General features: G+C 58.7%; 13 protein-coding genes and 1 rRNA gene. 9 read left to right on the top strand and 5 right to left on the bottom strand.

Annotated elements, in window-relative coordinates:
- The 5 genes from rrf to CKW31_RS29295 form a co-directional block, all read left to right on the top strand.
- Positions 1-102 (top strand): 5S ribosomal RNA (rrf, locus tag CKW31_RS29315); the annotation flags it as partial.
- Positions 103-644: 542 nt separating this feature from the next.
- Positions 645-4,124: an exodeoxyribonuclease V subunit gamma gene (recC, locus tag CKW31_RS29310; protein WP_095102685.1), complete on the top strand. Its 3,480-nt coding sequence runs from the start codon at positions 645-647 to the stop codon at positions 4,122-4,124.
- On the top strand, positions 4,121-7,834 hold the full coding sequence (recB, locus tag CKW31_RS29305; protein ID WP_095102681.1) for an exodeoxyribonuclease V subunit beta: 3,714 nt from the start codon (positions 4,121-4,123) through the stop codon (positions 7,832-7,834). Before recC ends, recB begins: the two co-directional genes overlap by 4 nt.
- Complete coding sequence (recD, locus tag CKW31_RS29300) at positions 7,831-9,927, top strand: exodeoxyribonuclease V subunit alpha (RefSeq protein WP_095102678.1); 2,097 nt, start codon at positions 7,831-7,833, stop codon at positions 9,925-9,927. Before recB ends, recD begins: the two co-directional genes overlap by 4 nt.
- Before the next feature lie 337 nt (positions 9,928-10,264).
- The gene (locus tag CKW31_RS29295; protein WP_095102675.1) at positions 10,265-11,557 is read left to right on the top strand and encodes an MFS transporter; all 1,293 of its coding nucleotides are present in this window, start codon (positions 10,265-10,267) and stop codon (positions 11,555-11,557) included.
- A 170-nt stretch (positions 11,558-11,727) separates the two neighbouring features.
- Here CKW31_RS29295 and CKW31_RS29290 read toward each other — a convergent pair whose 3' ends face one another.
- Positions 11,728-12,642, bottom strand: coding sequence for a LysR family transcriptional regulator (locus tag CKW31_RS29290; protein ID WP_095102672.1), 915 nt, complete (start codon positions 12,640-12,642; stop codon positions 11,728-11,730).
- 186 nt (positions 12,643-12,828) lie between these two features.
- Here CKW31_RS29290 and CKW31_RS29285 point away from each other — a divergent pair, with 186 nt between their 5' ends.
- Complete coding sequence (locus tag CKW31_RS29285; protein WP_371856837.1) at positions 12,829-14,226, top strand: M20 family metallopeptidase; 1,398 nt, start codon at positions 12,829-12,831, stop codon at positions 14,224-14,226.
- Positions 14,227-14,376: 150 nt separating this feature from the next.
- On the opposite strand, the gene CKW31_RS29280 is transcribed toward CKW31_RS29285, so the two are convergent.
- The 4 genes from CKW31_RS29280 to CKW31_RS29265 form a co-directional block, all read right to left on the bottom strand.
- Positions 14,377-15,888, bottom strand: coding sequence for an amino acid ABC transporter permease/ATP-binding protein (locus tag CKW31_RS29280; RefSeq protein WP_095102666.1), 1,512 nt, complete (start codon positions 15,886-15,888; stop codon positions 14,377-14,379).
- A gap of 181 nt (positions 15,889-16,069) precedes the next feature.
- Positions 16,070-16,873 carry an ABC transporter substrate-binding protein gene (locus CKW31_RS29275; RefSeq protein ID WP_095102662.1) on the bottom strand — a complete coding sequence of 268 codons (804 nt, stop codon included), beginning with the start codon at positions 16,871-16,873 and terminating at the stop codon, positions 16,070-16,072.
- A gap of 66 nt (positions 16,874-16,939) precedes the next feature.
- Positions 16,940-17,995, bottom strand: coding sequence for an isopenicillin N synthase family oxygenase (locus CKW31_RS29270; protein ID WP_095102659.1), 1,056 nt, complete (start codon positions 17,993-17,995; stop codon positions 16,940-16,942).
- 14 nt (positions 17,996-18,009) lie between these two features.
- Positions 18,010-18,861, bottom strand: coding sequence for a sugar phosphate isomerase/epimerase (locus CKW31_RS29265; protein ID WP_095102656.1), 852 nt, complete (start codon positions 18,859-18,861; stop codon positions 18,010-18,012).
- Between the two features lie 658 nt (positions 18,862-19,519).
- Between CKW31_RS29265 and CKW31_RS29260 the strand changes: the two genes are divergently transcribed.
- The 3 genes from CKW31_RS29260 to CKW31_RS29250 are packed head-to-tail and all read left to right on the top strand — an operon-like array spanning position 19,520 to position 23,402.
- Positions 19,520-19,972, top strand: a complete 453-nt coding sequence (locus CKW31_RS29260) for a (2Fe-2S)-binding protein (protein ID WP_095102653.1) — start codon at positions 19,520-19,522, stop codon at positions 19,970-19,972.
- Positions 19,973-19,983: 11 nt separating this feature from the next.
- Positions 19,984-22,176, top strand: coding sequence for a molybdopterin cofactor-binding domain-containing protein (locus CKW31_RS29255; protein WP_095102650.1), 2,193 nt, complete (start codon positions 19,984-19,986; stop codon positions 22,174-22,176).
- Between the two features lie 11 nt (positions 22,177-22,187).
- Complete coding sequence (locus CKW31_RS29250) at positions 22,188-23,402, top strand: cytochrome c (RefSeq protein ID WP_095102648.1); 1,215 nt, start codon at positions 22,188-22,190, stop codon at positions 23,400-23,402.
- Positions 23,403-23,626: the final 224 nt, after the last annotated feature.

Below are 23,626 nucleotides of genomic sequence, written 5' to 3'. Positions count from 1 at the left end.
AGCATTGGAACCACCTGATCCCATCCCGAACTCAGTAGTGAAACGATGTATCGCCGATGGTAGTGTGGGGTTTCCCCATGTGAGAGTAGGTCATCGTCAAGATTAAATTCCAGAACCCCTGATCGCTTACGCGTTCAGGGGTTTTGTTTGTGTGCCTGAAAAAATTAGCGGGATATGCGCGCGCTCTGGCCAACCTTGGTAGGACCGAATTCATTCGGGAGGGCTGCATTTCAGGCGATACACAGGCCGAGGATGCACCATCCTCCTCGCGAACAAGTTCGCTCCTACCGTCCGGCATTCATGCGCCAACCTCGATAGGACCGAATTCATTCGGGAGGGCTGTGTGTCAGGCGATACATAAGCTGCGGATGTACCATCCCCCTCGCGAACAAGTTCGCTCCTACCGGTGCCCACCTTGGTAGGACCGAATTTATTCGGGAGGACTGCCTGTCAGGCGATACACAGTCTGCGGATGCACCATCCCCCTCGCGAACAAGTGCGCTCCTACCGGCCCAGCGTCCATGCGCCAACCTCGGTAGGCCAGCGACAATTCACCCGCAAATTCCCTCCTACACCCCCTCCGTTTTGCTTTAAGGTTCGGCTACAGTTTTTTCCACTCAGCACAATCAGCCAAGGAAGCATCCATGCCCGTTACAACCTCTCTCAGCGCCGGTTTCATGGTGGTTCATGGCAATCGCCTGGATGACCTGCGCAGTCTGGTTGTGTCCTGGATGCGCCGTTATCCGCTTTCACCTCTGGAAAACGAAATCGCCTTGGTGCAGAGCAACGGTATTGCCCAGTGGCTGAAGCTGGCCCTGGCTGAAGATGCAGAAGACGATGACCAGGGAGGCTGCGGAATTGCGGCAGCCATCGACGTCCAACTGCCTGGCAGTTTCATGTGGCAGTTGTATCGATTGGTATTGGGTAAGGATGAAATTCCGGCCGCGTCACTATTGGACAAGGCGCCGCTGACCTGGCGCCTGATGCGCCTGCTTCCCGCTTTGATCGACCAGCCACACTTCGAGCCGCTACGCCGATTCCTGACCAACGACACTGATCTGCGCAAGCGCTATCAGCTGTCCGAACGCTTGGCCGACCTGTTCGACCAGTATCAGGTGTACCGCGCTGACTGGCTGGAAGACTGGGCAGCAGGTCGTCACCAATTACGTAATGTTAGAGGCGAAGCCAAACCGCTCACCCCGGCGAATTGCTGGCAGGCTGAGTTGTGGCGTGCGCTGCTTCTGGATGTCGGCACCGAAGGCATGGCCCAAAGCCGAGCGGGTGTACACCAACGCTTTATCGAACGCATCACCCACATGAATGAAGCCCCGGCGGGTCTACCGGCGCGGGTCATCGTCTTCGGCATTTCCTCTCTGCCTGCTCAGGCCCTGGAAGCATTGGCCGGTCTGGCCAGATTCAGCCAGGTGCTGCTCTGTGTTCACAACCCCTGTCGCCACCACTGGGCCGACATTGTTGCTGACAAGGATTTGCTGCGGCATCAGTACAAACGTCAGGCCCGTAAAACCGGAATGCCTGTCGTACTTGATCCGCAGGCGTTGCATCAGCACGCTCATCCGCTACTGGCTGCGTGGGGTAAGCAAGGTCGCGACTACATCAACCTGCTCGACAGCCACGATGATCCCGGTAGCTACCGTTCTGCGTTCAAAGATGGGCGCATAGATCTGTTCAGCGAGAGTGATCCGCATACCATTCTCAACCAGCTGCAGGACGACATTCTTGAGCTACGGCCGCTTGATGAAACCCGGGAAATCTGGCCCGCTGTCGACCCGCTGCAAGACCGCTCGATCCGCTTTCACGTCGCCCACAGTGCCCAGCGTGAAGTCGAGATTCTGCACGACCAATTACTTGCACGCTTCAGCAAAGACCCGGATCTACGTCCTCGCGATGTGATCGTCATGGTCCCGGACATCGACAGCTACGCGCCGCACATTCGCGCTGTATTTGGTCAGATTGATCGCGAAGACCGCCGCTTTATCCCGTTCACCCTTGCTGACCAGGGGCAGCGCGGTCGCGAGCCTTTGCTGATCGCCGTCGAGCACCTGCTGAAGATTCCGGACAGCCGTTTCCCGGTCAGCGAAATCCTCGATCTGTTGGACGTTCCTGCACTGCGCGCTCGCTTCAAAATCAAGGAGCGCGACCTGCCGACCCTGCATCGCTGGATCGAAGGTGCCGGTGTCCGTTGGGGGCTGAATGCCGAGCAGCGGGAAGGGCTCGGTTTGCCCGCAGCATTGGAGCAAAACAGCTGGCACTTCGGATTGCGCCGCATGTTGCTCGGTTATGCGGTCGGTGCTGGTGCCGCCTGTGACGGCATCGAACCCTACGACGAAATCGGTGGTCTGGACGCAGCTTTGATCGGTCCGTTGGTGGCGTTGATTGACGCGCTTCAGGTCGCTCACAACGAGCTGTCTTCGCCTGCGGTAGCGGCAGAGTGGGGCATCCGCCTGCAAGCGCTGATACAGCTATTCTTCCAAGCGGACAGCGAGCACGACGACTACTTGCTCGCTCAGCTGGAGCAACTGCGTGAGACTTGGCTGGAGACGTGTGAGTCGGTGGGGCTGCAAGACGAACTGCCACTGACCGTAGTACGCGAAGCCTGGCTGGCCGGACTGGATCAGGGCCGTTTGTCCCAACGTTTTCTCGCAGGCTCGGTCAACTTCTGCACCCTGATGCCGATGCGCGCCATCCCGTTCAAGCTGGTTTGCCTGCTCGGCATGAACGACGGCGATTATCCCCGCGCACAGCCACCGCTGGACTTTGACTTGATGGGCAGCGATTACCGCCCAGGTGATCGTTCACGCCGAGAAGACGACCGCTATCTGTTGCTCGAAGCGCTGCTCTCGGCCCGAGATCAGCTGTACATCAGTTGGGTGGGCCGTAGCATTCGTGACAACAGTGAGCGACCCCCTTCTGTATTGATCGGCCAACTGCGTGATCACTTGGCGGCAGGCTGGACACTCCAAAACGCCGAAGCCCCCATGGACAGCAAAAAGCGCGATCCGGGTCAGCAACTTCTCCACGCAATGACCCTCGAACATCCGCTTCAGCCGTTCAGCGCGCAATACTTTCATGAAAACACTGAAAACTTATTCAGCTTCGCCCGTGAATGGCAGGTCCTGCACGAAACCAATGTCGCCGTGCCGATAACAACGCCCCTCTCTGCCCACGAACAAGATGAGCCGCTGAACCTGGCTCAACTGCAGGACTTCCTCAGAAACCCGGTCAAACACTTCTTCAGCCAGCGCTTGAAGATCTACTTCGAAGTGGCCGAAGCGCCTTTGGCTGACGAAGAGCCGTTTGTGCTCGACGCCCTTGAGCGCTACAGCCTGAGCGACAGCCTGCTTAACGCCGCGCTTACTGGCTCGCAAGACATTGACGAAGCGCTGCAGGCACAAGCGTTAAAACTCCAGGGCAGCGGCCTGTTACCCATGGCGGGTTTCGGCAGCAGCTTGCGAGAAGAACTGATCGAGCCGCTGCCGGATTTGCTGCAGCGCTATCAGAGCCTGCTCCATAAATGGCCTGAAGCGCTGAGCAGTGCGCTGCCGGTCAGCTACGCCCATCAAGGCGTGCGACTGGAAGGCTGGCTGGGTGGTTTGCATGCCAACACTCAAGGCGAGTACTTGCTGATCACAGCTATTCCCAACTCCATTGGTTCGAAGAAAAACCGCAAATGGCATCGGTTGATTCGTCCGTGGGTTCTGCATCTGGTGGGCTGTGCTTGTGGGCTGCCGCTCAGCACTGCATTGGTAGCCAGCGATGAAACCTTGTTGCTGGATCCGCTGGACAAGACTCTCGCCGCCAACGCACTGAATGACCTGCTCACCGCCTGGTTGACTGGCATGCAGCGTCCATTGCCGGTGGCCGTTAAAACCGCTTTTGCCTGGCTTGGTCAGAACGACGAAAGCAAAGCTGAGGCCGCCGCTTGCAAAGCCTACGAAGGCGACGGACAAACCACTGATGGCGAGCGACGTGAAAGCACTGCGCTGGCCCGGCAGTTTCCGGATTTCGACGCCTTGATCGACAGCGAAGAGTTCGCTGGCTGGTGCGATGCGCTCTACAAACCGATTTTCGACGCGCCTTGGCAAAGCGAAGGAGCCAGCGCATGACTGACGCCCAACAGCACACCGCATCCCTGGCCCTGCGTTTCCCGCTGCGTGGCAGTCAGCTGATTGAAGCCAGCGCCGGTACCGGCAAGACCTTCACCATTTCGGCGCTTTATGTGCGTCTGGTTCTCGGTCATGGCGGTGATGTCGCCGGCTTTGGCCGTGAACTGTTGCCGCCGCAAATCCTCGTCGTGACCTTCACCGATGCCGCGACCAAAGAACTGCGCGACCGGATTCGGATCCGGCTGGCCGAAGCGGCACGCTTCTTTCGCGAAGAAATAAGCGCACCTGATGAGCTGATCAACGAGCTGCGCGAACAATTCACGCCCGAGCAATGGCAGGCCTGCGCCAGTCGCCTGGACATCGCCGCGCAATGGATGGACGAAGCCGCCGTATCGACGATCCACAGCTGGTGCCAGCGCATGCTGCGCGAACATGCTTTCGACAGTGGCAGCCTGTTCACCCAGACCCTGGAAACCGATCACAGCGATTTGCTTGGCGAAGTGCTGCGCGATTACTGGCGACTGTTCTGCTATCCCATGAGTGGCGACGCCCTGAATTGGGTCCGCGCCAACTGGAGTGGCCCGGCCGCTTTGTTACCTCGGGTGCGCAGCCTGTTTGGCAGCGACCGGGCGATACCAACCCAAGACCCTGCGGAGTTGATCGCTGCATCCTTGCAACAACGTCGCGAGGCGCTCAAGGCACTTAAATCCCCATGGACCCACTGGGCCGCCGAGCTGCATGCCATCTGTATCGACGGCGTGGCGTGTAAGGTTGTCGATGGGCGCAAGATGCAGGAACGCTATTTCCGGCCATGGTTTGAAAAGCTCACCGCCTGGGCGGCCGATGAGGAACTGGAAGAACTCGATCTGGGCACCGGCTTTACCCGGCTGACCCCAGACGGTATCGCCGAAGCATGGAAGAGCAATCCGCCTTCGCATCCGGCTTTCGAGGCGATGGTCGAACTCAAGGTCGCCCTCGATACCTTGCCCACGCCCGATGCCGCAGTGCTCGAACACGCCGCACATTGGGTCGGCATGCGCTTCGAAGCCGAAAAGCGTCGTCGCGCAGAAATGGGCTTTGACGACATGCTGCTCAGGCTCGACGCTGCGCTGCAAAGCTCCGGCGGCGAGCGTCTGGCGACCTTGATTCGCGAACAGTTTCCGGTCGCTTTGATCGATGAATTCCAGGACACAGACCCGGTGCAGTACCGGATTTTCGAGAGCATTTATCGCCTTGAAGAAAACGACACCGAAACCGGGCTGTTCCTGATCGGCGACCCCAAGCAGGCGATCTACGCGTTCCGTGGCGCCGACATCTACACCTACCTGCGCGCGCGTCAGGCCACGGTTGGCCGCTGGCATACGCTGGACACCAACTACCGGTCCAGCCACTCCATGGTCGAAGCAGTCAATCATGTGTTCCAGCGTGCCGAGCAGCGTCCGGAAGGGCGCGGTGCATTCCTGTTTCGCGAAGGCGACAAAAATGATGTGCCATTCTCGGATGCGCTTTCTCAAGGCCGTAAAGACGCGCTGCAAATCGATGGCACACCGCTGGCTGCGCTGAATGTCTGGCAACTGGCGAGCGATCAGCCGGTCTCAGGCGTCAACTATCGTCAGCAACTCGCTGCCAGTTGCGCCAGTGAAATTGTCCGGTTGCTCAACGCGGGGCAACAGGGTCGCGCCGGTTTCGCCGCTGTGGATAAAGACCTGAAAGGCCTGCTGCCTGCCGACATCGCGATTCTGGTGCGTGACGGCAAGGAGGCTCAGGCAGTGCGCGGCGAATTGTCGGCCCGTGGCGTGCGCAGCGTTTACCTGTCCGACAAGGACTCAGTGTTCGCCGCCCAGGAAGCGCATGACGTGCTGGCCTGGCTCAAGGCCTGCGCCGAACCAGACTCCGAACGTACCCTGCGCGCCGCATTGGCATGCATCACCCTGGCGTTACCGCTGGCAGAGCTGGAGCGCTTGAATCAGGACGAATTAGCGTGGGAAGCACGGGTCATGCAATTCCGCGGTTATCACCTGATCTGGCGCAATCAGGGCGTTCTGCCGATGCTGCGTCGCTTGCTGCATGACTTCCATTTGCCGCAGACCCTGATCACCCGAAGTGACGGCGAGCGTGTCCTGACCAACTTGCTGCACCTGTCCGAATTGCTGCAACAAGCCGCTGCCGAACTGGATGGCGAGCAGGCCTTGATCCGCCATCTGGGTGAGCATCTGGCGCTGTCAGGTCAGGCCGGTGAAGAACAGATTTTGCGTCTGGAAAGTGATGAGCAACTGGTCAAGGTCGTGACCATTCACAAGTCCAAAGGCTTGCAGTATCCGTTGGTGTTCCTGCCGTTCATTTGTTCCAGCAAACCGGTGGATGGGACACGTCTGCCCCTGCATTTCCATGATGAAAACGGTCGTGCGCAAGTCAGTCTCAAACCTACCGCTGCGCTGATCGAACAGTCTGATAACGAGCGTCTGGCCGAAGACCTGCGCTTGCTTTATGTAGCCCTGACTCGCGCAGAATACGCCTGCTGGCTGGGCGTCGCTGACCTCAAGCGCGGTAACTCCAGCAGCTTGATGTTGCACCGCTCGGCTTTGGGGTATCTGTTGGGCGGCGGCACGCCGTTGGCTGAGTCGGCTGGCCTGGCGTCGTGGCTGCGGGATCTGGGCGAAGGCTGCGACGGTATCAGCGTCGAAGACGTTCCTGCCGCGACTGCAGAAACCTTCAGCCCGCCACGCAACGAAGCAACGTTGCTCAAGCCGCGCATGCCCAAACGCCGCGCTGCCGAAAATTGGTGGATCGCCTCCTACAGCGCATTGCGCATCGGCGACACGATCACTGCGGGCAGCGACAGCGACGAATCACCGGACAGCCCGCAAGCGCAAAAGCTGTTCGATGACGAACGCCTCGACCCCGAAGCGCCCCGTGAAGTGCTGGTCAGCGGCGGGGATATCCACCGTTTTCCACGCGGTCCCAATCCCGGCACCTTTCTCCATGGTTTGTTGGAATGGGCGGGCAATGAAGGTTTTGCCAAGGCTGTCAGCGATCCACAACAGCTCAAGGATGCTGTGGCTCGGCGCTGTAACCGACGCGGCTGGGAAGGTTGGATCGACACACTGACCGGCTGGCTGACACAGGTCCTGAATCTACCGTTGTCGCTGGCCGGCGACAGTACGCCGATTTCTCTAGGGGCGATGGACCAGCCCAATCAGTACCGCATCGAAATGGAGTTCTGGTTCGCCTGCCACAAAGTCAACGTCGCACAAATGGACGCTCTGGTGCGCCGCTACACCCACGACAACGCCCCGCGTGCGGCAACCGAAACGGTGTCTCTGAACGGCATGTTCAAGGGCTTCATCGACCTGACCTTCGAACACGAAGGTCGCTATTACGTGGCGGATTACAAATCCAACTGGCTCGGCCCGGACGATGAAAGCTATACCCAGGACGCCATGACCAGCGCGATTCTGGACAACCGTTATGACCTGCAATATGTGCTCTACTTGCTGGCATTGCATCGCCAGCTCAAGGCGCGGCTCGCCGATTACGATTACGACCAGCACATGGGCGGCGCGCTGTATGTGTTCCTGCGCGGTGCTTTTTCGACCAGCCAAGGTGCCTGGTTCACCCGGCCGCCACGGGAGCTGATCGAAGGTCTGGATCTACTGTTTCAAGGCAAGTCAGTGACTGAAGAGTTCGTCCTGACCGGAGAACCTGCATGAGTCGCTCATTTGCTGAACTGCTGCCCACGCCGCTGGATGCCCAAAGCCTGGCTGACCTCGCGCCGCTGACCAACGTTCGCGATCTGCTGTTGTTGCTTGAACGTTGGGTTGAGCGCGGTTGGTTGCGGGCGCTGGATAAGGCTTTCGTCGCGTTCCTCAGTGAGCTGGATCCGTCCGCCGATTCGCTGGTGCTGCTGGCCGCTGCATTGACCAGCCACCAACTCGGCCACGGCCATGTGTGCCTGGATCTGTACGAAACCCTTAAAGAACCGGACTTCGCCTTGTCATTGCCCCCCGAAGGTGATGTGCAAAGCGGCCCGATGCTGCTGCCGTCGCAGTTACTGGTAGCGCTTGATGGCGACGCATGGTGCAAAGCATTGCTCGCCAGCACGCTGGTTGCCCGAGGGGATGACCACAGTGAAAGTGCGACCAGCAAACCATTGGTGTTGTCTGATCGCCGTTTGTACTTGCGCCGCTACTGGACGTACGAACGGCGCATCGGCGCGATATTGCGTCAGCGGCTGGCACAGCGGGAGGCCGTTTCCGACGACCTCGCCCAGCGTTTGAACGCGCTGTTCCCGCCGAGTACTACGCCGGATGCGCTGATCGACTGGCAGAAACTGGCGTGTGCGCTGGCGACTCGTGGTGCATTCAGCATCATTACGGGCGGGCCGGGCACCGGCAAAACCACCACGGTTGTGCGCTTGCTCGCGTTGTTGCAGGCCCCGGCTGTACAGGCCGGTCAGCCATTGCGGATTCGGCTTGCGGCACCCACCGGTAAAGCGGCGGCGCGTTTGACTGAGTCCATCAGTCAGCAAGTGCAGAGCCTGACGGTCAGCGAAGACGTGAGGCAGAAAATCCCTGCCGAGGTGACGACGGTCCATCGCTTGTTGGGCAGTCGTCCAGGCACCCGTCACTTCCGCCATCACGCTGGAAATCTGCTGCCACTGGATGTGTTGGTGGTGGACGAAGCATCGATGATCGACCTGGAAATGATGGCCAATCTTTTGGAAGCCCTGCCGCCCCATGCACGCATGGTGCTGCTGGGTGACAAGGACCAGTTGGCCTCCGTTGAGGCGGGCGCGGTGCTGGGTGATTTGTGCCGTGATGCCGAAGCCGGGTTATACAGCCCGCAAACCCAGCGCTGGCTGGAAGCAATCAGCGGCGAAGACTTGAATCGTGCCGGTTTGCAGCAAGGCGATGAGCAACAGCATCCGCTGGCTCAGCAAGTGGCGATGTTACGTTACTCGCGGCGCTTTGGTGAAGGCAGTGGTATCGGGCAACTGGCGCGGCTGGTCAATCAGCAACAGTCCACCGAAGCCCGGGCTTTATTGGCCGCTCGTAGTCACGCGGATTTGCACGCATTGGCCCTCAAGAATGAGCAGGACCGTTCACTGGAACGTCTGCTGCTCGAAGGGCTCGACCAGGGCCCGAAAGGTCCGCAGGGCTATCGGCATTATCTGGGCGTGATGGCTGCGCAGCGTCCGCCACAGGATGCCCCGCTGGAAGACGAGCGTTGGGGTCATTGGGCCAGAGCGGTGCTGGATGCATTTGATGCGTTTCAGTTGTTGTGCGCTGTGCGCAAAGGGCCTTGGGGTGTAGAAGGGCTGAACCGGCGTATTACCAGCGCGTTGTACGAAGCACGGCTGATTGAAAGCGATCAGCATTGGTACGAAGGTCGTCCGGTGTTGATGACCCGCAATGATTACGGGCTCGGTTTGATGAACGGTGACATCGGCATCGCCTTGCGCCTGCCTGAGCGCGACGGCCCGGAAGCGGGCAAGCAGGTGTTGCGCGTGGCCTTTCCACGCAACGACGGCAGCGGCGGCGTGCGCTTCGTCTTGCCGAGTCGGCTTAACGACGTGGAAACGGTGTATGCCATGACCGTACACAAATCCCAAGGCTCGGAGTTCGCCCATACCGCGTTGATCCTGCCGGAGGCGCTGAATCCGGTGCTCACCAAAGAGCTGATTTACACCGGCATCACCCGCGCCAAACACTGGTTCAGTCTGATCGAACCGCGCAAAGGCGTGTTCGAAGAAGCATTGCGACGCAAGGTGAAGCGCTTGAGCGGGTTGATGCTGGAGCTTTAAAAAACCATAAACCCTCGCGCAATGATGACGTGGGACCGGCTTCAGCCGGGAATAGATCCTCACAGTCACTAGATATATGTCGTCAGAAATATCGCTTTCCCGGCTAAAGCCGGTCCCACGTCGGATATCAGTTTGCAGGCAGGGATGTATTTCCATTCAGAGCACCAATAACGCTCAAAAAAGCCAAAATGTTGCACCCAAGCTTTGCGCCCAAGGCAATGAAATGTTCTGAAATGCATAATTGTGGGAAAGGTGGTGCGCCCCTACCATCACGTCAAAGGTCAGCCACCTCGTCAGGGGGGATAGACCCATTCTTTGACGAGTTGGAGAACCATGCATGACAACTGCGCACGTAGCGGCCCAGCCTCCCGCGACACCGCCGATGTCCAGGGGGAAGCTGTACAAACTGGTGATCGCCTCGTCGATTGGCAATGCTCTGGAATGGTTCGACCTGATCGTCTACGGTTTCTTCGCTATCACCATTTCCAAACTGTTCTTCCCCACCGCTGACGAGACGGTCTCGTTGCTGTTGGCGCTGGGGACTTTCGCACTCTCCTACCTGATTCGGCCCTTGGGCGCAGCCGTGTTGGGCTCCTATGCCGACCGTGTCGGGCGTAAGTCGGCGATGCTCGTGTCGATCTGGCTGATGATGCTCGGCACGCTGTTGATTGCGATCATGCCGACTTACTCGGCTATCGGCATCTGGGCGCCGATCGGGATATTCCTGGCACGCCTGATTCAGGGCTTTTCTGCGGGCGGTGAATTTGGCAGCGCCACGGCTTTGCTGGTGGAACATGCTCCGGAGCGCAAAGGGCTGCTTTCCAGTTTCATGTTTGCCAGCCAGGGCATCAGTGGTTTGCTCGCCTCAGGCTTCGGCTTGTTGCTCACTACGACGTTGACGGTGGACCAGCTTGAATCCTGGGGCTGGCGCATTCCATTTCTGTTCGGCTTGATGATCGGTCCGGTCGGTCTGTACATCCGCCGTCACATCGAAGAGGCCGGGGAGTTCAAGGAAAGCGAGCGCAGTCATGCGCCTGTGGGCGAGCTGTTCAAGGCGCACAAGTACCGCATGCTGCTCGCCGTAGGCGCGCTGGTGCTGTCGACGTCGGCCACGTACGTGATCATTTATATGCCGACCTATGCCGTCAAACAGCTGGGCCTGAGCGCATCCATCGGTTTCGCGGGCACGCTGCTCAGCGGGCTGGTGCTGACCATCCTGACGCCGTTCATTGGTCATCTGTCCGACGTGTTGGGTCGTACCCGGATCATGCTCGGCGCATCGGTGATCTTCATCCTCAGCATCTATCCGGCGTTTTCCTGGCTGGCAGCCAACCCGACATTGCTGGTGTTGTTGGCGGTATTGTTCTGGATGAGCATCCTCAAGGCGATCTACTTCGGTGGCCTGCCTGCCTTGATGTCAGAGCTGTTTCCTACCCAGGTGCGCGCCACCGGCATGGCCCTGAGCTACAACATCGGCACTACGGTGTTCGGCAGCTTCACGCCCTTCATCGTCGCGTGGCTGATCAGTGCCAGCGGCAACAACCTCGCGCCGAGCTATTATCTGCTCGTCACCGGCATGGTCAGTCTGGTCACCCTGTTCGCAATCCGTCGACAGCTGAAGCTGGCCTGATTTCTGTCCGACGGCAGCAAACAGGTGACCTGTAGGAGCGCACGAGCACCGCGAGGCCGCGATAGCGGAGTATCAGATAGGTCGCCATCGCTGCCTCGCGGTGCTCGTGAGCTCCTACAGTGAAAAGCATTCCGAATCAGATAGTTATTTTTTGTTTGATGCGGGCAGCATCAGCATTTGGTAATGGAGCTTGCCGTCACCAGTTGCTCTTCCAGAAAACTCAGAAAGTAACGCACCAACACCGGCAGTTTGCGCCCGGCCATGATCTGCACTTGCAAGCTGCGCTGGCGCAACTGCGGGTCGCTCATGGGCACCAGCACCAGGTTGTCACGAGTTGTGGAGCCACTGACGGTGACGGTGCCGCACAGCGCAATCACATCCTGTGAGTAGCGCACCACGCTATAGATCGTGCCCAACGACTGACTGGTGTAGGCGGGCACGATGTTGATGCCCTGCAAGTGACAGGCGATATCGAACAGATAGCGCAGGGTCGAGCCGGTGTAGGGCAGGGCCAGCGGACAATCTCGCAGGTCCTTCACCTCAAGGGATTCACGGGTAGCGAGCGGGTGGCTGGCGGGCATGAGGGCGCTGATGGGGGAGTCGCAGCTCAAGAAGATTTCCACGCCTTGAGTCGGCGTCAGGCTGAAGGTCAGGGCGATGTCCACCGAACCTTCCTTGACCAGTTGGGATGCGCGGGCCGCGTCCACCACGTGGACATCGAAACTCGCGCCAGGGTGGAAGTTACGAAACTCTGCGGTGACCTTCGGCAAAAATTCCCACGCCATTCCTTCCGGACAGGCCAGCACAATCCGGTGCTGCTGCAAGGTATTCACGCCGCGCATTTCGGCGATCACATTCTTCACTTCCAGCATGTTGCGCGTGGCATAGGCCAGCAGCAATTCCCCAGGCTCGGTCAATTGCATGCCGCGTGGCTTGCGTTCGAACAACTGCAAACCGAGGTTCTCTTCAAGGTTGCTGATCTGGCGGCTGACCGCAGACACCGCGACGTGAAGCTCTTCGGCCGCTGCCGATAACGAACCGGTCCGGGCCACACTGTGGAAGTAACGTAGCGGCAGATCATGCATATCAGCTCCCCATTCCTGCTTCATCGCTGTGCAGATCTGGTTTGTTCCAAAGGCAAGGATAGCTTGCAAACTTGATAATTGTTGCAAGTCAGGCGGCAACGTTACCCTTGATTTCATTGCTGGTCGAGCTGCTTTCAGCGCGACTGAACGGCCCCGTGAAAGGTAATCCTGATGTCTTCAACCCCTCTGCACACCCGAGAGCACGCCATTGAGCTTGCCGTTCACACCCTGAATTCCGGCGCGTTTATTCAGACCCTGAGCCGCCGCGTTGCGCAACGTACCGAGAGCCAGAACCCAGAGTGTGAGCAACCGCTGCGTGATTATTTACTGATCGAGCTGCAACCTTTGCTGGTTCGGCTGGGTTTCGCCTGCCGCTTTGTCGAAAACCCGCACAGCGGCAAGCCACCGTTGATGTTCGCCCAGCGAATTGAAGACCCGGCCTTGCTGACCTTGCTGACTTACGGTCATGGCGACGTCACCAGCGGCCAGGACGAACTCTGGCAGGAAGGCACCGCCCCTTGGCAATTGAGCATCAAGGAAGGGCGCATCTATGGTCGCGGCACGGCAGACAACAAGGGCCAGCACAGTATCAACCTGGCCGCGCTCGAAGCGGTTTTGCAGGCGCGCGAAGGCAAGCTCGGCTACAACCTGAAAATCATTTTCGAGATGAGTGAAGAAGTCGGTTCGCCGGGTCTTGAACAAGCCTGCCGTGACAACGCAGAAGAGCTGGCCGCCGACCTGTTTCTGGCCTCGGACGGCCCGCGGGTCAGACACGATCTGCCGACGTTGTTCCTAGGCTCCCGTGGCGTCTGCCAGTTCCGCCTGACGCTGGACACCGGTAACGGCAGCCGCCATTCGGGCAACTGGGGCGGGATTATTACCAACCCGGCCATCGTGTTGGGTCACGCGTTGTCATCGCTGGTTTCTGCTCAGGGCGAGTTACTCGCGGGATGCCTGCGTCCGGCACCCATGCCGGAATACGTATCGGCGCTGATTCGTGATCTGCCGGTGGGTGGCGAAAGCTTTGACCCGCAGCTCAACCCGAACTGGGGCGAACCGGGCCTGACCACGGGCGAAAAACTGTTCGGCTGCAACACCCTTGAGATCGTTGGTTTGTCTTCCGGCAGCACGGTCAAGGTGATCGGGGCAATTCCAGGGCGGGCCGAAGCGGTGTGCCAGTTACGTTTTGTCGACGGCACTGACTGGCAATCGCTGGAGAGCAACCTGCGCGAGCATCTGGATCAGCATGGCTTTGAAAGCGTGCAGATCAATATCGAGGGTGGTTATGCGGCGACGCGTCTTGATCCGCGTCACCCCTGGGTCGGCTTTGTGCAGCAGTCGGTGAGTCAGAGTCTGGGTGAACCGGTGAGCATTTTGCCAAACCTGGGCGGGACGATTCCCAACCACTGCTTCGCTGATGTATTGGGCTTGCCGACGGTCTGGCTACCCCACTCCTATCCATCCTGCAAACAGCACGCACCGGATGAACATCTGCTTGAGAGTGTTGTGGAGCAAGGCCTGAAAGCCGCGACCGGGTTGTTCTGGGATCTGGGCGAAGCGCCTGCGAAGTTGCTGAAGGCCTGATTGCATCATCCTCGCTTCTGCAGAAACTACTGTTGACGTGGGACCGGCTTTAGCCGGGAAGCTGCCTATCTGACGCCACACATTCAGCGGCTGTCCCAGCCTCTTCCCGGCTAAAGCCGGTCCCACGTCGTCATATCAACGGAGAGTGTATTAACGATCCAGCCCCATAAACTGCATCACCCGTTCCCCCGCCTGTCCCGCACGAATGGTCTGCGGTCCGGCATCGGCCTGGACCACGCCGTTCTCCATGAAAATCACCCGGTCTGAAATGGACATGGCGAAGTCCATCTCATGGGTGACGATCAGCATGGTCATGCCTTCCTTCGCCAGGTCGCTGATGACCTTCAGCACATCTCCTACCAATTCCGGGTCCAGCGCAGAGGTGGGTTCGTCGAACAGCATGATCTGCGGGTCCATCGCCAGAGCGCGGGCGATGGCGACGCGTTGTTGCTGACCGCCGGACAACTGGTGCGGATACTTGTGTGCATGAGCCAACAGGCCAACCTTGTCCAGCAATGCGTAGGCGCGCTGTTCGCTGATCACCCGGTCACGGTCGTGATAACGCGGGGCGAGGGTGACGTTGTCGAGGATCGTCCGGTGCGGGAACAGATTGAAGTTCTGGAACACCATACCGATGCGCTGTACCCCGCGCCGAATCTGCGGATTGTTCGGCTTGTCACCCGCGTGAATGAAGCTTTCGCCGAACAGAATGATCTCGCCGTCATCAATACTTTCCAGCCCGTTAACGGTGCGAATCAACGAAGTCTTGCCCGAGCCTGACGGGCCTATGATGGAAATCACCTGACCCACAGCCACGTCCAGATTGATGCCCTTGAGCACTTCATGTTTGCCGTAACTTTTATGAATCGTGTGCAGTTGCAGCGCTGGCGCAAGACCGCTTTCAACAGGGGCAGCTGCTTTCGAAACGGCGGCTGGGAGACTGGCGCGCAGTTGTTGCACGCTGGCGTCGTCCAGGGTTTGCGGTTTGCGGTTGTTCAGTTCCAGATGCTGCTCCAGCCAATGGAACAGCCAACCGAACACGGTGACGATCATCACGTAATACACCGCCACGGCTGACAGCGTTTCCATGACCAGAAAGTTCTGTGCGTACAGTCGTTGGCCTACGGTCAACAGCTCGGTCAGGGAAATGACCGAGATGATCGAAGTGAGTTTGACCACGGTGATGTATTCGTTGATCAGCGTTGGCAGCGAGATACGAAACGCCTGCGGGATCACGATCAGACGTTGCATGCCCAGCACACCAATACCCAGCGCACGCCCGGCTTCCTTCTGACCTTTGGCCACGGAAATCAGCCCGCCGCGATGGATCTCCGCCATGTACGCCGCTTCCGTGACCACCAGTGCGAACAGGCCTGAATAGAACGGATCAGAGAACAGGTCACGGGTAAACGGCAGCATCTGCGGCAGGTTGTAGATGAACACCACCAGCACCAACAGCGGAACGCTGCGGAAGAACCAGATATAAATCGACGCCGGAATACGGATCCAGCGCGAGGCCGACAGTTTGGCCGAAGCCAGCAGAAACCCCAGCAGCATGCCGATGAACCAGCCCAGGGCACTGAGCTGGATGACGGTGATGCAGGACTTCCAGAAGTCCACCATCGAGAACAGAGAAAAAAAGTAAGCCCATTCGAATTGCATGTACATCACATCCTGATTAGCGCAAATCTCTGTGGGAGATTCTATGTTTGCCTGCAAGCTGACGTGGGACCAGCTTTAGCCGGGAAAGCGGCATTCCTGACGATGCAGATGTCTTGAATGTACTGGCCTCTCCCGGCTAAAGCCGGTCCCACGTCATCGCTCCCACAGGTTATTCGGTGAATTAATTACCCGGCGCTTCCAGGTTGTATTTCTTCAACAGCGCGTCGTATTCACCGGATTTCTTGGTCTCGTCGAAGGCCTTGAGCAGCGCTTGATACAGCTCCTCGTTGCCCTTCTTCACGTAGATGCCCAAGGTCTGCTGATAGATCGAATGCTCAGTGCTGACCACCACGCGGCCTTTGGTGCGTTCGGCGATCATGCCGGCCGCGCCGTCGATTTCCACTTGTGCCTGAACGTTGCCCGACAGCAGCGCCTGAGTGACTTCAGGGGCCGACGGGAACTCGCTGACCGAGATTGCGCCTTTGTTGTTCGGCACGCAGTAATCCACTGACAGCTTGTTGAACTGGGCAACCCAGGTCGTGCCTTTCTCCAGTCCGACTTTCAGGCCGCAGAGGTCTTCCGGCACCTTGGGTTTAACCTTGCTGTCCTTGAGGACCATGATTGCTGCGCCGGTTTTGGCGTAGGCAATGGTCTGTGCCTGAGTCTGACGTTCTGGCGTGATGTACATGCCCGAGATGATCGCGTCGTAGTGACCCGAGTTCAGGCTGAGGATCAGGCTGGAGAACTTGGTGTCGACGAATTCCGCCTTGAGGTTCATGTGCTTGGCGAGCATGTGCGCCAGTTCGGGGTCAGAGCCGACGACATTTTTCTTCTCGTCATAGGATTCGAACGGTGGATAGGTGATCTCCATCCCCACTTTGAACACGCCCGGTGTAACGGTAGTGGCGGCGTGCGCCAGTGTCGCGCCGAACACGGCGGCGGCAAGCACGGTCAAGCGGACAGCAATGTTCTTTTTATTGCGCATCGTCGAGGACTCCAAAGTAGAGAAAGGTAAGGCACGTCAGGGTTGTAAAAAGGATATTCGGGCCAGTCAGAGCGGTTCTGATGCCTGGTTTTTCAAATGGCCAAAGCTCGAAGGCTTGCGGGCTTTTTCATAAAGCTTCAATTCGCCGTTCTCCACTTTTCTGCGCAGGTACTGATAGGTTTGCAGTGCCTGGCCGAACATGTGTTCGCCGATGGTGATCTCCTCGTAATCCTGTGCGCCAGCCTTGGCGAATTGCGGCAACGGTTTGATTTGCGTATGAAAATCGCAGGCGTAGAACAGTGGAAACGAATAGCGTTCTTCGCTGACGGTTCTGACCCGATGGGCCGTTGCAACGAACGTACCAGCGGTCATCACCTCCAGCATATCGCCGATATTCACCACAAATGCATCATCCACAGGCGGTGCGTCGATCCATTGGCCCAGATCGTTCATCACTTCCAGGCCGGGTTTGTCGGCCAGCAAGATCGTGAAGCACTCGTAATCGGTGTGTGCACCAATACCGGGCGCGTCCTGTGCGGCGTCATCAAAGGGGTAGTGGATCAGGCGCAGCTTGGAAGGCGGGCGGGTGACCATCGCGTCGAAGTAACCTTCCTCCAGCCCGAGTGCCAGTGCGAAGCCATCGAACAGACGCCGACCCAGGGCGAACACCGCCGCGTAATAGGCTTGCACGGCGGGCTTGAAACCCGGCAGGTCCGGCCATTCGTTGGCGCCGATTAGCGGAGTTTTAGCGATCACCAGCGGGTCTTCATCACCCACTTCAAAGCCGATATCGAAGGCTTCTTTATGATCCGGTTTGCCTTTGGCATACACCTCTTCGCCTTCCGGCACGAAGCCTTTGTGGCTGCGCGACGTGCCGATGTAATGCTGCATCTTGTAATCCAGCGACTGGGCGAAAAGATCCTTGGCCGCCTGACGCAAGCCATCGATCAACTGCTGATCAATGCCGTGATTCTTGATGTACAGAAAGCCCACTTCCCGCGCCGCTTTGCCAAGCTCTTCGGCCACCGCCTGACGCTGGGCAATATCGGGACTGAACAGCCCGGCGATATTCACCACCGGAATGCTGTTGAAGTTGGCGATGGCTTGAGAGTGATCCGGCATGACAACAGGCTCCATTAGCGGCGGGTGGATTGGGTGAAGCGCTGGAAGTGTTCGCGTTCGGTTTTGCCCATCCAGGTGTTCAACGACCACAAATCGGCCACCGGGACATTGGTGAAGGGCAGATGATGCAAGTAGCCATCGGCGCCGAACTCTGGCGTTAGCGTGGTGACTTGATAGCCGCGCTCCTGTTGCGAGCGCCAGATCGCTTCCCAGTGTTGCTGATGGAAGGCCAGTTCTTTTGCGTATTCCGGTGCGGCGGGATGCGGTACTTGCGGGCCCTGGTCATAGCCGACCCGGGCCTGAATGTGATGGACGCGTTCAACGAAAGCGCTCAGGTCGTCTTCCGGATCATTGAGCAAGCGCTCGCAGGTCACGATCCAGTGGCTGATGTCGCTGGTGAAACGCAGGTCCGGCAATTGCCGAATCAGTTCAAGGGTCACCCACGGATTGAACAGCGAGCGCGAACGATGAGTTTCGAAGGTGCATAACTGACCGTGCTTGCGCGCCAGTTCCAGAGCCTGACCGAAGAACTCCACTTGTTGCGGCAACTGCCAGCGGTCATTACCGGCCAGCACGTTGACGAAGCGCGGCGACAGCTCACTGGCCCAGCCCAGTTTTTTGTCCAGATCAGTGAGGTGTTCGGCGACCGTGGCGGATTGTTCTGGCAGCACATCGTAAGCGGTGAAGACGGTGCTGATATAGCCCACCTGATTGGCCCGCAGGAACGCCGCGAACTCAGCACGTTCTGCCGCGCTTAGTGGCAGTCGAGCCTCCATCCCGTCGAACCCGGCTTCGAGCAGTTCTTCCAGAGCCTGAGTCCTGCTCGCGGTATAGCCCCAGAGGGTGCGGAATATTTCCAGCTTCATCGATCGACCTCAAAAGATTGCTCAAGCAAGTGGCGCGGGCTGATCTTAGGTGGGCGTGATGAGCGAGAAGAATAGGAAAGCTCAAATCGATAGTTCAGAGATTTGTGAAGTATCAGCGGCTCCCACATGAATCACTGACGTGGGCGAGCATAGAATCTCTTACAGGATTCACTGATGACGTGGGACCGGCTTCAGCCGGGAAGAGGTCGGTACATTCAGTACATCTTCATCGTCAGAAATACCGCCTTCCCGGCTAAAGCCGGTCCCACGTCGGCTTGCGAATCGCCCACAGGCGATCGCATTCCTGCCGGTTAATCAGGAATAGCATGGAATCAGGCACGAACCCCGGAGTTCTAGGCATGTCGTCCTGTGGCAGCACACGCGTACTATCCGCGCACGACCGTATTGCTGACGATCCTCGTCAAGGTATTGCGCAAGTCACGCCAAAGAGCGGCTGCCATACCTGCTGTCTTTCTTTTTTGTTTCTGCCTGCCGGATTAAATCCTCCGGCGTTTTCATAGGCGCGCTACTTTTAAATTACCCGGCAACGATCCGGGTGATCACAGAACTATACAGAACCGAACCGAAACCGCTGTGGACCAGCGTCGCCAACCCGACGCATCAGCGGTTAACCGTGATCAATGCCAGGGGTTTTACGATGCAAACACTACTGATCAATGGTCAGGAGCATGAGCTGGATGTCGCTGAAGACATGCCATTGCTCTGGGTCCTGCGCGATGTGCTGGGCCTGACGGGTACCAAATATGGCTGCGGCATCGCCCAGTGCGGCGTGTGCACGGTGCATCTGGACGGTCAGGCCGTACGCTCTTGCGTGTTGCCGGTCAGTGCTGTTGGCGGGCGCAAAGTCACCACCATTGAAGCCGTCGGCGAACTGCCGGTCGGTCAGGAAGTGCAAAAAGCCTGGCTCGCCCATGAAGTCGTGCAGTGCGGTTACTGCCAGCCGGGGCAGATCATGTCTGCCGTGGCGCTGCTGCAGGCGCATCCGGACGCCAACGATGAACAGATCACCGAGGCCATGGCCGGGAATCTGTGCCGTTGTGCGACCTACACGCGGATTCGTGCCGCCATCAAAAGCGTCAGTCAGGCCTGAAGGAAGACACCATGTCAGAAGTAAAAGGATCTGCTGCGACGGTGTCTCGTCGCGGACTGCTCAAGGGTGGAGCGCTTTCGCTGGGAGGGCTGGTGATCAGCACCTGGCTGCCGCCGATGGCCACACGCAGCATGGCGGCCGAAGCGGTCAGCGCTGCCCGTCTGGGTGACAAAGCCTCGCCGGGTTTTGGTGCCTTTGTGCGCGTAGCTCTCGACGGTCAGGTCACCTTGATCTCGCCGAAAATCGAAATGGGTCAGGGCGTTCAGACAGGGATCGCAATGATGGTCGCCGAAGAGCTGGAAGTCCCGCTCAGCTCGGTCAGGATCGAAGAGTCGCCGCCCGACGCGGCGCTGTACACCGACAACATTCTGCAATTCCAGGCCACCGGCGGTTCTTCATCGACCCGCTATACCTGGGAGCCTTTGCGCAAAGCCGGTGCAACCGCGCGCGTTCTGCTGATCCAAGCCGCCGCCGTTCGCTGGAACGTGGCGCCAAGCCTGTGCCGTGCCGAAAACGGTCAGGTGCTGGGGCCAAACGGCAAGACCTTGTCCTATGGTGAACTGGTAGAAGCCGCTGCTGCGCTCCCGGTTCCCAAGGACGTGCCGCTCAAGGCTATTGCCGACTTCAAATTGCTGGGCACTTCCGCACAACGTCTGGACACGCCGCACAAGGTCAACGGTTCGGCGCAGTTCACCATCGACGTGAAAATCCCCGACATGCTGATCGCTTCGTCGCTGACCTGCCCGGTCCACGGCGGCAAGCTGCGCAGCGTGAAAGATGAAGCCGCGCGCAAAGTCCCCGGTGTTCGCGACGTGATCCTTCTGGAGAATGCCGTCGCCGTCACTGCAACCAATTTCTGGTCTTGCCAGCAAGCGCTGAAGGCGCTGGAAATTGAATGGGACTTCGGTCCTCACGCCTCCATCGAGTCTGCACAGCTGGACAAAGAGCTGCTGGACGCCAGTTCCAAGGACGGCGTTTTCGCCAAGCAGACCGGTGACATCGGCGCGGCGCTGAAGAACGCTTCAAGTCAGTTCGAAGCCGTATACCAGCAGCCGTTCCTGTCTCACTCGCCGCTGGAGCCCATGACCTGTGTTGCCCATGTTCGCCCTGATATGTGCGAGCTGTGGGTGGGTTGTCAGGCACCGGGCTTCGCGCAAATGGGCGCGGCCAAGGTCGCCGGTCTGCCTGTGGATAAAGTCGTTATCCACAACCAGCTCATCGGTGGCGGCTTTGGTCGTCGTCTGGAGTCGGACTTCATCTTCCAGGCCGTGGACATCGCCCGACAGCTCAGCTACCCGATCAAGCTGATCTGGAGCCGTGAAGAGGACATGACCCATGACAAGTACCGTCCGCATTATGTGGACCGCATGAATGCCGCGCTGGGTAAGGATGGCAAACCGATTGGCTGGGAACACCGAATCGCGGGCGCTTCAGTGGTGGCTGCGTACGTCGGCAAGCTGCCGGAAAGCGGTGTGGATGCTGACGCCGTCGAAGTGGCCATCGACCCGGTCTACAAACTCGACAGCCTGCAAGTGCGCTACATCCGTCAGGACCCGGACGTGATTCCGGTTTCTTGGTGGCGTGGCGTGGGCCCGTTGCGCAGCACTTACGCCGTCGAAAGCTTCATCGACGAGCTGGCGCACAACGCCAAAATTGATCCGGTTGAATACCGCCTGAGCCTGATGCAGGAGCAACCCCGCGCTCAGGCAGTCTTGAAGAAGGCTGCAGATATCGCCGACTGGAAAACCCCTCTGCCCGCCGGCCACGGTCGTGGCGTTGCGGTCAGCGCCGTGTTTGGCAGCTTCGTGGCGACCATCGTCGAGCTGGAAGTGCAGGCTAACAAAGGGATGCGGATCAAGCGGCTGATCACGGTGGTGGATTGCGGCTTTGCCACCAACCCACGGTCTGTCGAATCGCAGATGGAAGGCGGCACGCTGTTCGGCCTGTCGGCTGCGCTGTTCAATGAAATCCTCATCGAGAAAGGCCAGGTCGTGCAGACCAACTTCCACGCCTATCGGCAGATCCGCATGAGTGATGCACCGCCTGTGGAGGTGCATGTGATCAAGAGTGAAGAAAGCCCCGGTGGTGTCGGTGAGACCGGCGCAGTGCCTGCTGCTGCAGCCCTGGTCAACGCCGTGTTCGCCGCGTCGAAAGTACGCGAGCGCCGTCTGCCACTGAGCCGTTTCGGCTATTTCACTCTTTGAGGAGCGCTGTCATGAAAACGTTGAATTATGCGCTCGCCGTGCTGGGTGCAAGCTTTGGGCTGACGGCTCAGGCTGCTGATCAAAGCCTCATCAGCAAAGGCGAGTACCTGACTCGTGCAGCTGATTGCGTGGCATGTCACGTGGCACCTGGCGGCAAGCCCTATGCGGGCGGGCTGGAATTCAAGCTGCCGTTTGGCACGCTGTATTCGCCGAACATCACCCCCGATAAGGAAACCGGGATTGGCAACTGGACCGACGATGAATTCGTCAGCGCGTTGCAAAAGGGCGTCGGCAAGGACGGCAAGCATTACTATCCGGCCTTCCCGTATACCTCGTACACGCTAATGCCGCGCGAGGACATTCTGGCGATCAAAGCGTATCTGTTCAGCCTTGAGCCGATCAGCCAGAAGCCGAAAGAAAATGACCTGGCTTTTCCGTTCAACCAGCGTTGGGGCATGTTCTTCTGGAACGCGATCTTCGCCGATAACGAACGCTTTGTGCCGGACAGCAAACAGTCTGCCGAATGGAACCGTGGCGCGTATCTGGTGCAGGGGCCGGGTCACTGTGGCGAATGTCACACCCCGCGCAATATCTTCCAGGCCATGAGCAGCGGTAAATCCTTGGCCGGTGGTGAAATTGGCAACTGGCGTGCTTACAACATCAGCTCTGACCCGAAACACGGGATCGGTGCCTGGCCGCAAGAGGCGTTGGTGAGCTACCTGTCCAAAGGTTACGCGCCGGGTTATGGCGGTGCTGGCGGGCCGATGGCGGATGCAGTCGAGCACAGCCTGCGCTACCTGACGCCGGAAGACGTGAACGCAATTGCCGTTTACCTCAAGTCAACGCCTGCACGCAGCCAGGGTGTGCCGCGACCGGCTGTTGCGGTCAACGACAAGGCTGAGAAAGGCCTGGGCAGCAAGGTGTTTACCGATTCCTGCGTGGGCTGCCACCGTCTGGACGGCACAGGTAATCAGTCGGCAATCGCAACCTTGATTGGCTTGAAAACCGTCAACGACCCGGCAGGCACCAACCTGATGGCGACGTTGCTGGAAGGCCACACCCAGGGCATGCTCCGCGCCGATCAACGCATGCCCGACTTCGCACGCGCATACAACGACACCGAGCTGGCAGCGGTCAGCACGTTTGTATTACGTCGTTTTGGACAGAGCAATGGGGAAGTGAAGGCAGAGGATGTCGCGAAATCGAGAGAGGCTTCGTTGCACTGATTGGAAAAATAATGGCCCCCCTGTAGGAGCTCACGAGCAACGCGAGGCAGCGATAGCAATTTGTCTGACACACCGCTATCGCTGCCTCGCGTTGCTCGTGAGCTCCTTGTATCTCGACTCTAGCGCCTCACCGCGCCATAGTTCTCGACTGATCATCGAGGGAGAGCAGGAAGCTGTTGAGCTCCTAAGGCCAAGAGCCTCTATTGTAGATAGTGCTCCTGCCC

Source organism: Pseudomonas sp. Irchel 3A5 (genome assembly GCF_900187575.1).
GTDB classification, from domain to species: Bacteria; Pseudomonadota; Gammaproteobacteria; order Pseudomonadales; family Pseudomonadaceae; genus Aquipseudomonas; species Aquipseudomonas folii.
Note: the sequence above shows the minus strand (reverse complement) of the source record. Positions and strands in the feature narration are given on the sequence as shown.

Bases quoted from the DNA above. Each gene is read 5' to 3' on its own strand.
- recC (WP_095102685.1), top strand. From the start codon at position 645: ATGCCCGTTACAACCTCTCTCAGCGCCGGTTTCATGGTGGTTCATGGC.
- recB (WP_095102681.1), top strand. From the start codon at position 4,121: ATGACTGACGCCCAACAGCACACCGCATCCCTGGCCCTGCGTTTCCCG.
- recD (WP_095102678.1), top strand. From the start codon at position 7,831: ATGAGTCGCTCATTTGCTGAACTGCTGCCCACGCCGCTGGATGCCCAA.
- CKW31_RS29295 (WP_095102675.1), top strand. From the start codon at position 10,265: ATGACAACTGCGCACGTAGCGGCCCAGCCTCCCGCGACACCGCCGATG.
- CKW31_RS29290 (WP_095102672.1), bottom strand. From the start codon at position 12,642: ATGCATGATCTGCCGCTACGTTACTTCCACAGTGTGGCCCGGACCGGT.
- CKW31_RS29280 (WP_095102666.1), bottom strand. From the start codon at position 15,888: ATGCAATTCGAATGGGCTTACTTTTTTTCTCTGTTCTCGATGGTGGAC.
- CKW31_RS29275 (WP_095102662.1), bottom strand. From the start codon at position 16,873: ATGCGCAATAAAAAGAACATTGCTGTCCGCTTGACCGTGCTTGCCGCC.
- CKW31_RS29270 (WP_095102659.1), bottom strand. From the start codon at position 17,995: ATGCCGGATCACTCTCAAGCCATCGCCAACTTCAACAGCATTCCGGTG.
- CKW31_RS29265 (WP_095102656.1), bottom strand. From the start codon at position 18,861: ATGAAGCTGGAAATATTCCGCACCCTCTGGGGCTATACCGCGAGCAGG.
- CKW31_RS29260 (WP_095102653.1), top strand. From the start codon at position 19,520: ATGCAAACACTACTGATCAATGGTCAGGAGCATGAGCTGGATGTCGCT.
- CKW31_RS29255 (WP_095102650.1), top strand. From the start codon at position 19,984: ATGTCAGAAGTAAAAGGATCTGCTGCGACGGTGTCTCGTCGCGGACTG.
- CKW31_RS29250 (WP_095102648.1), top strand. From the start codon at position 22,188: ATGAAAACGTTGAATTATGCGCTCGCCGTGCTGGGTGCAAGCTTTGGG.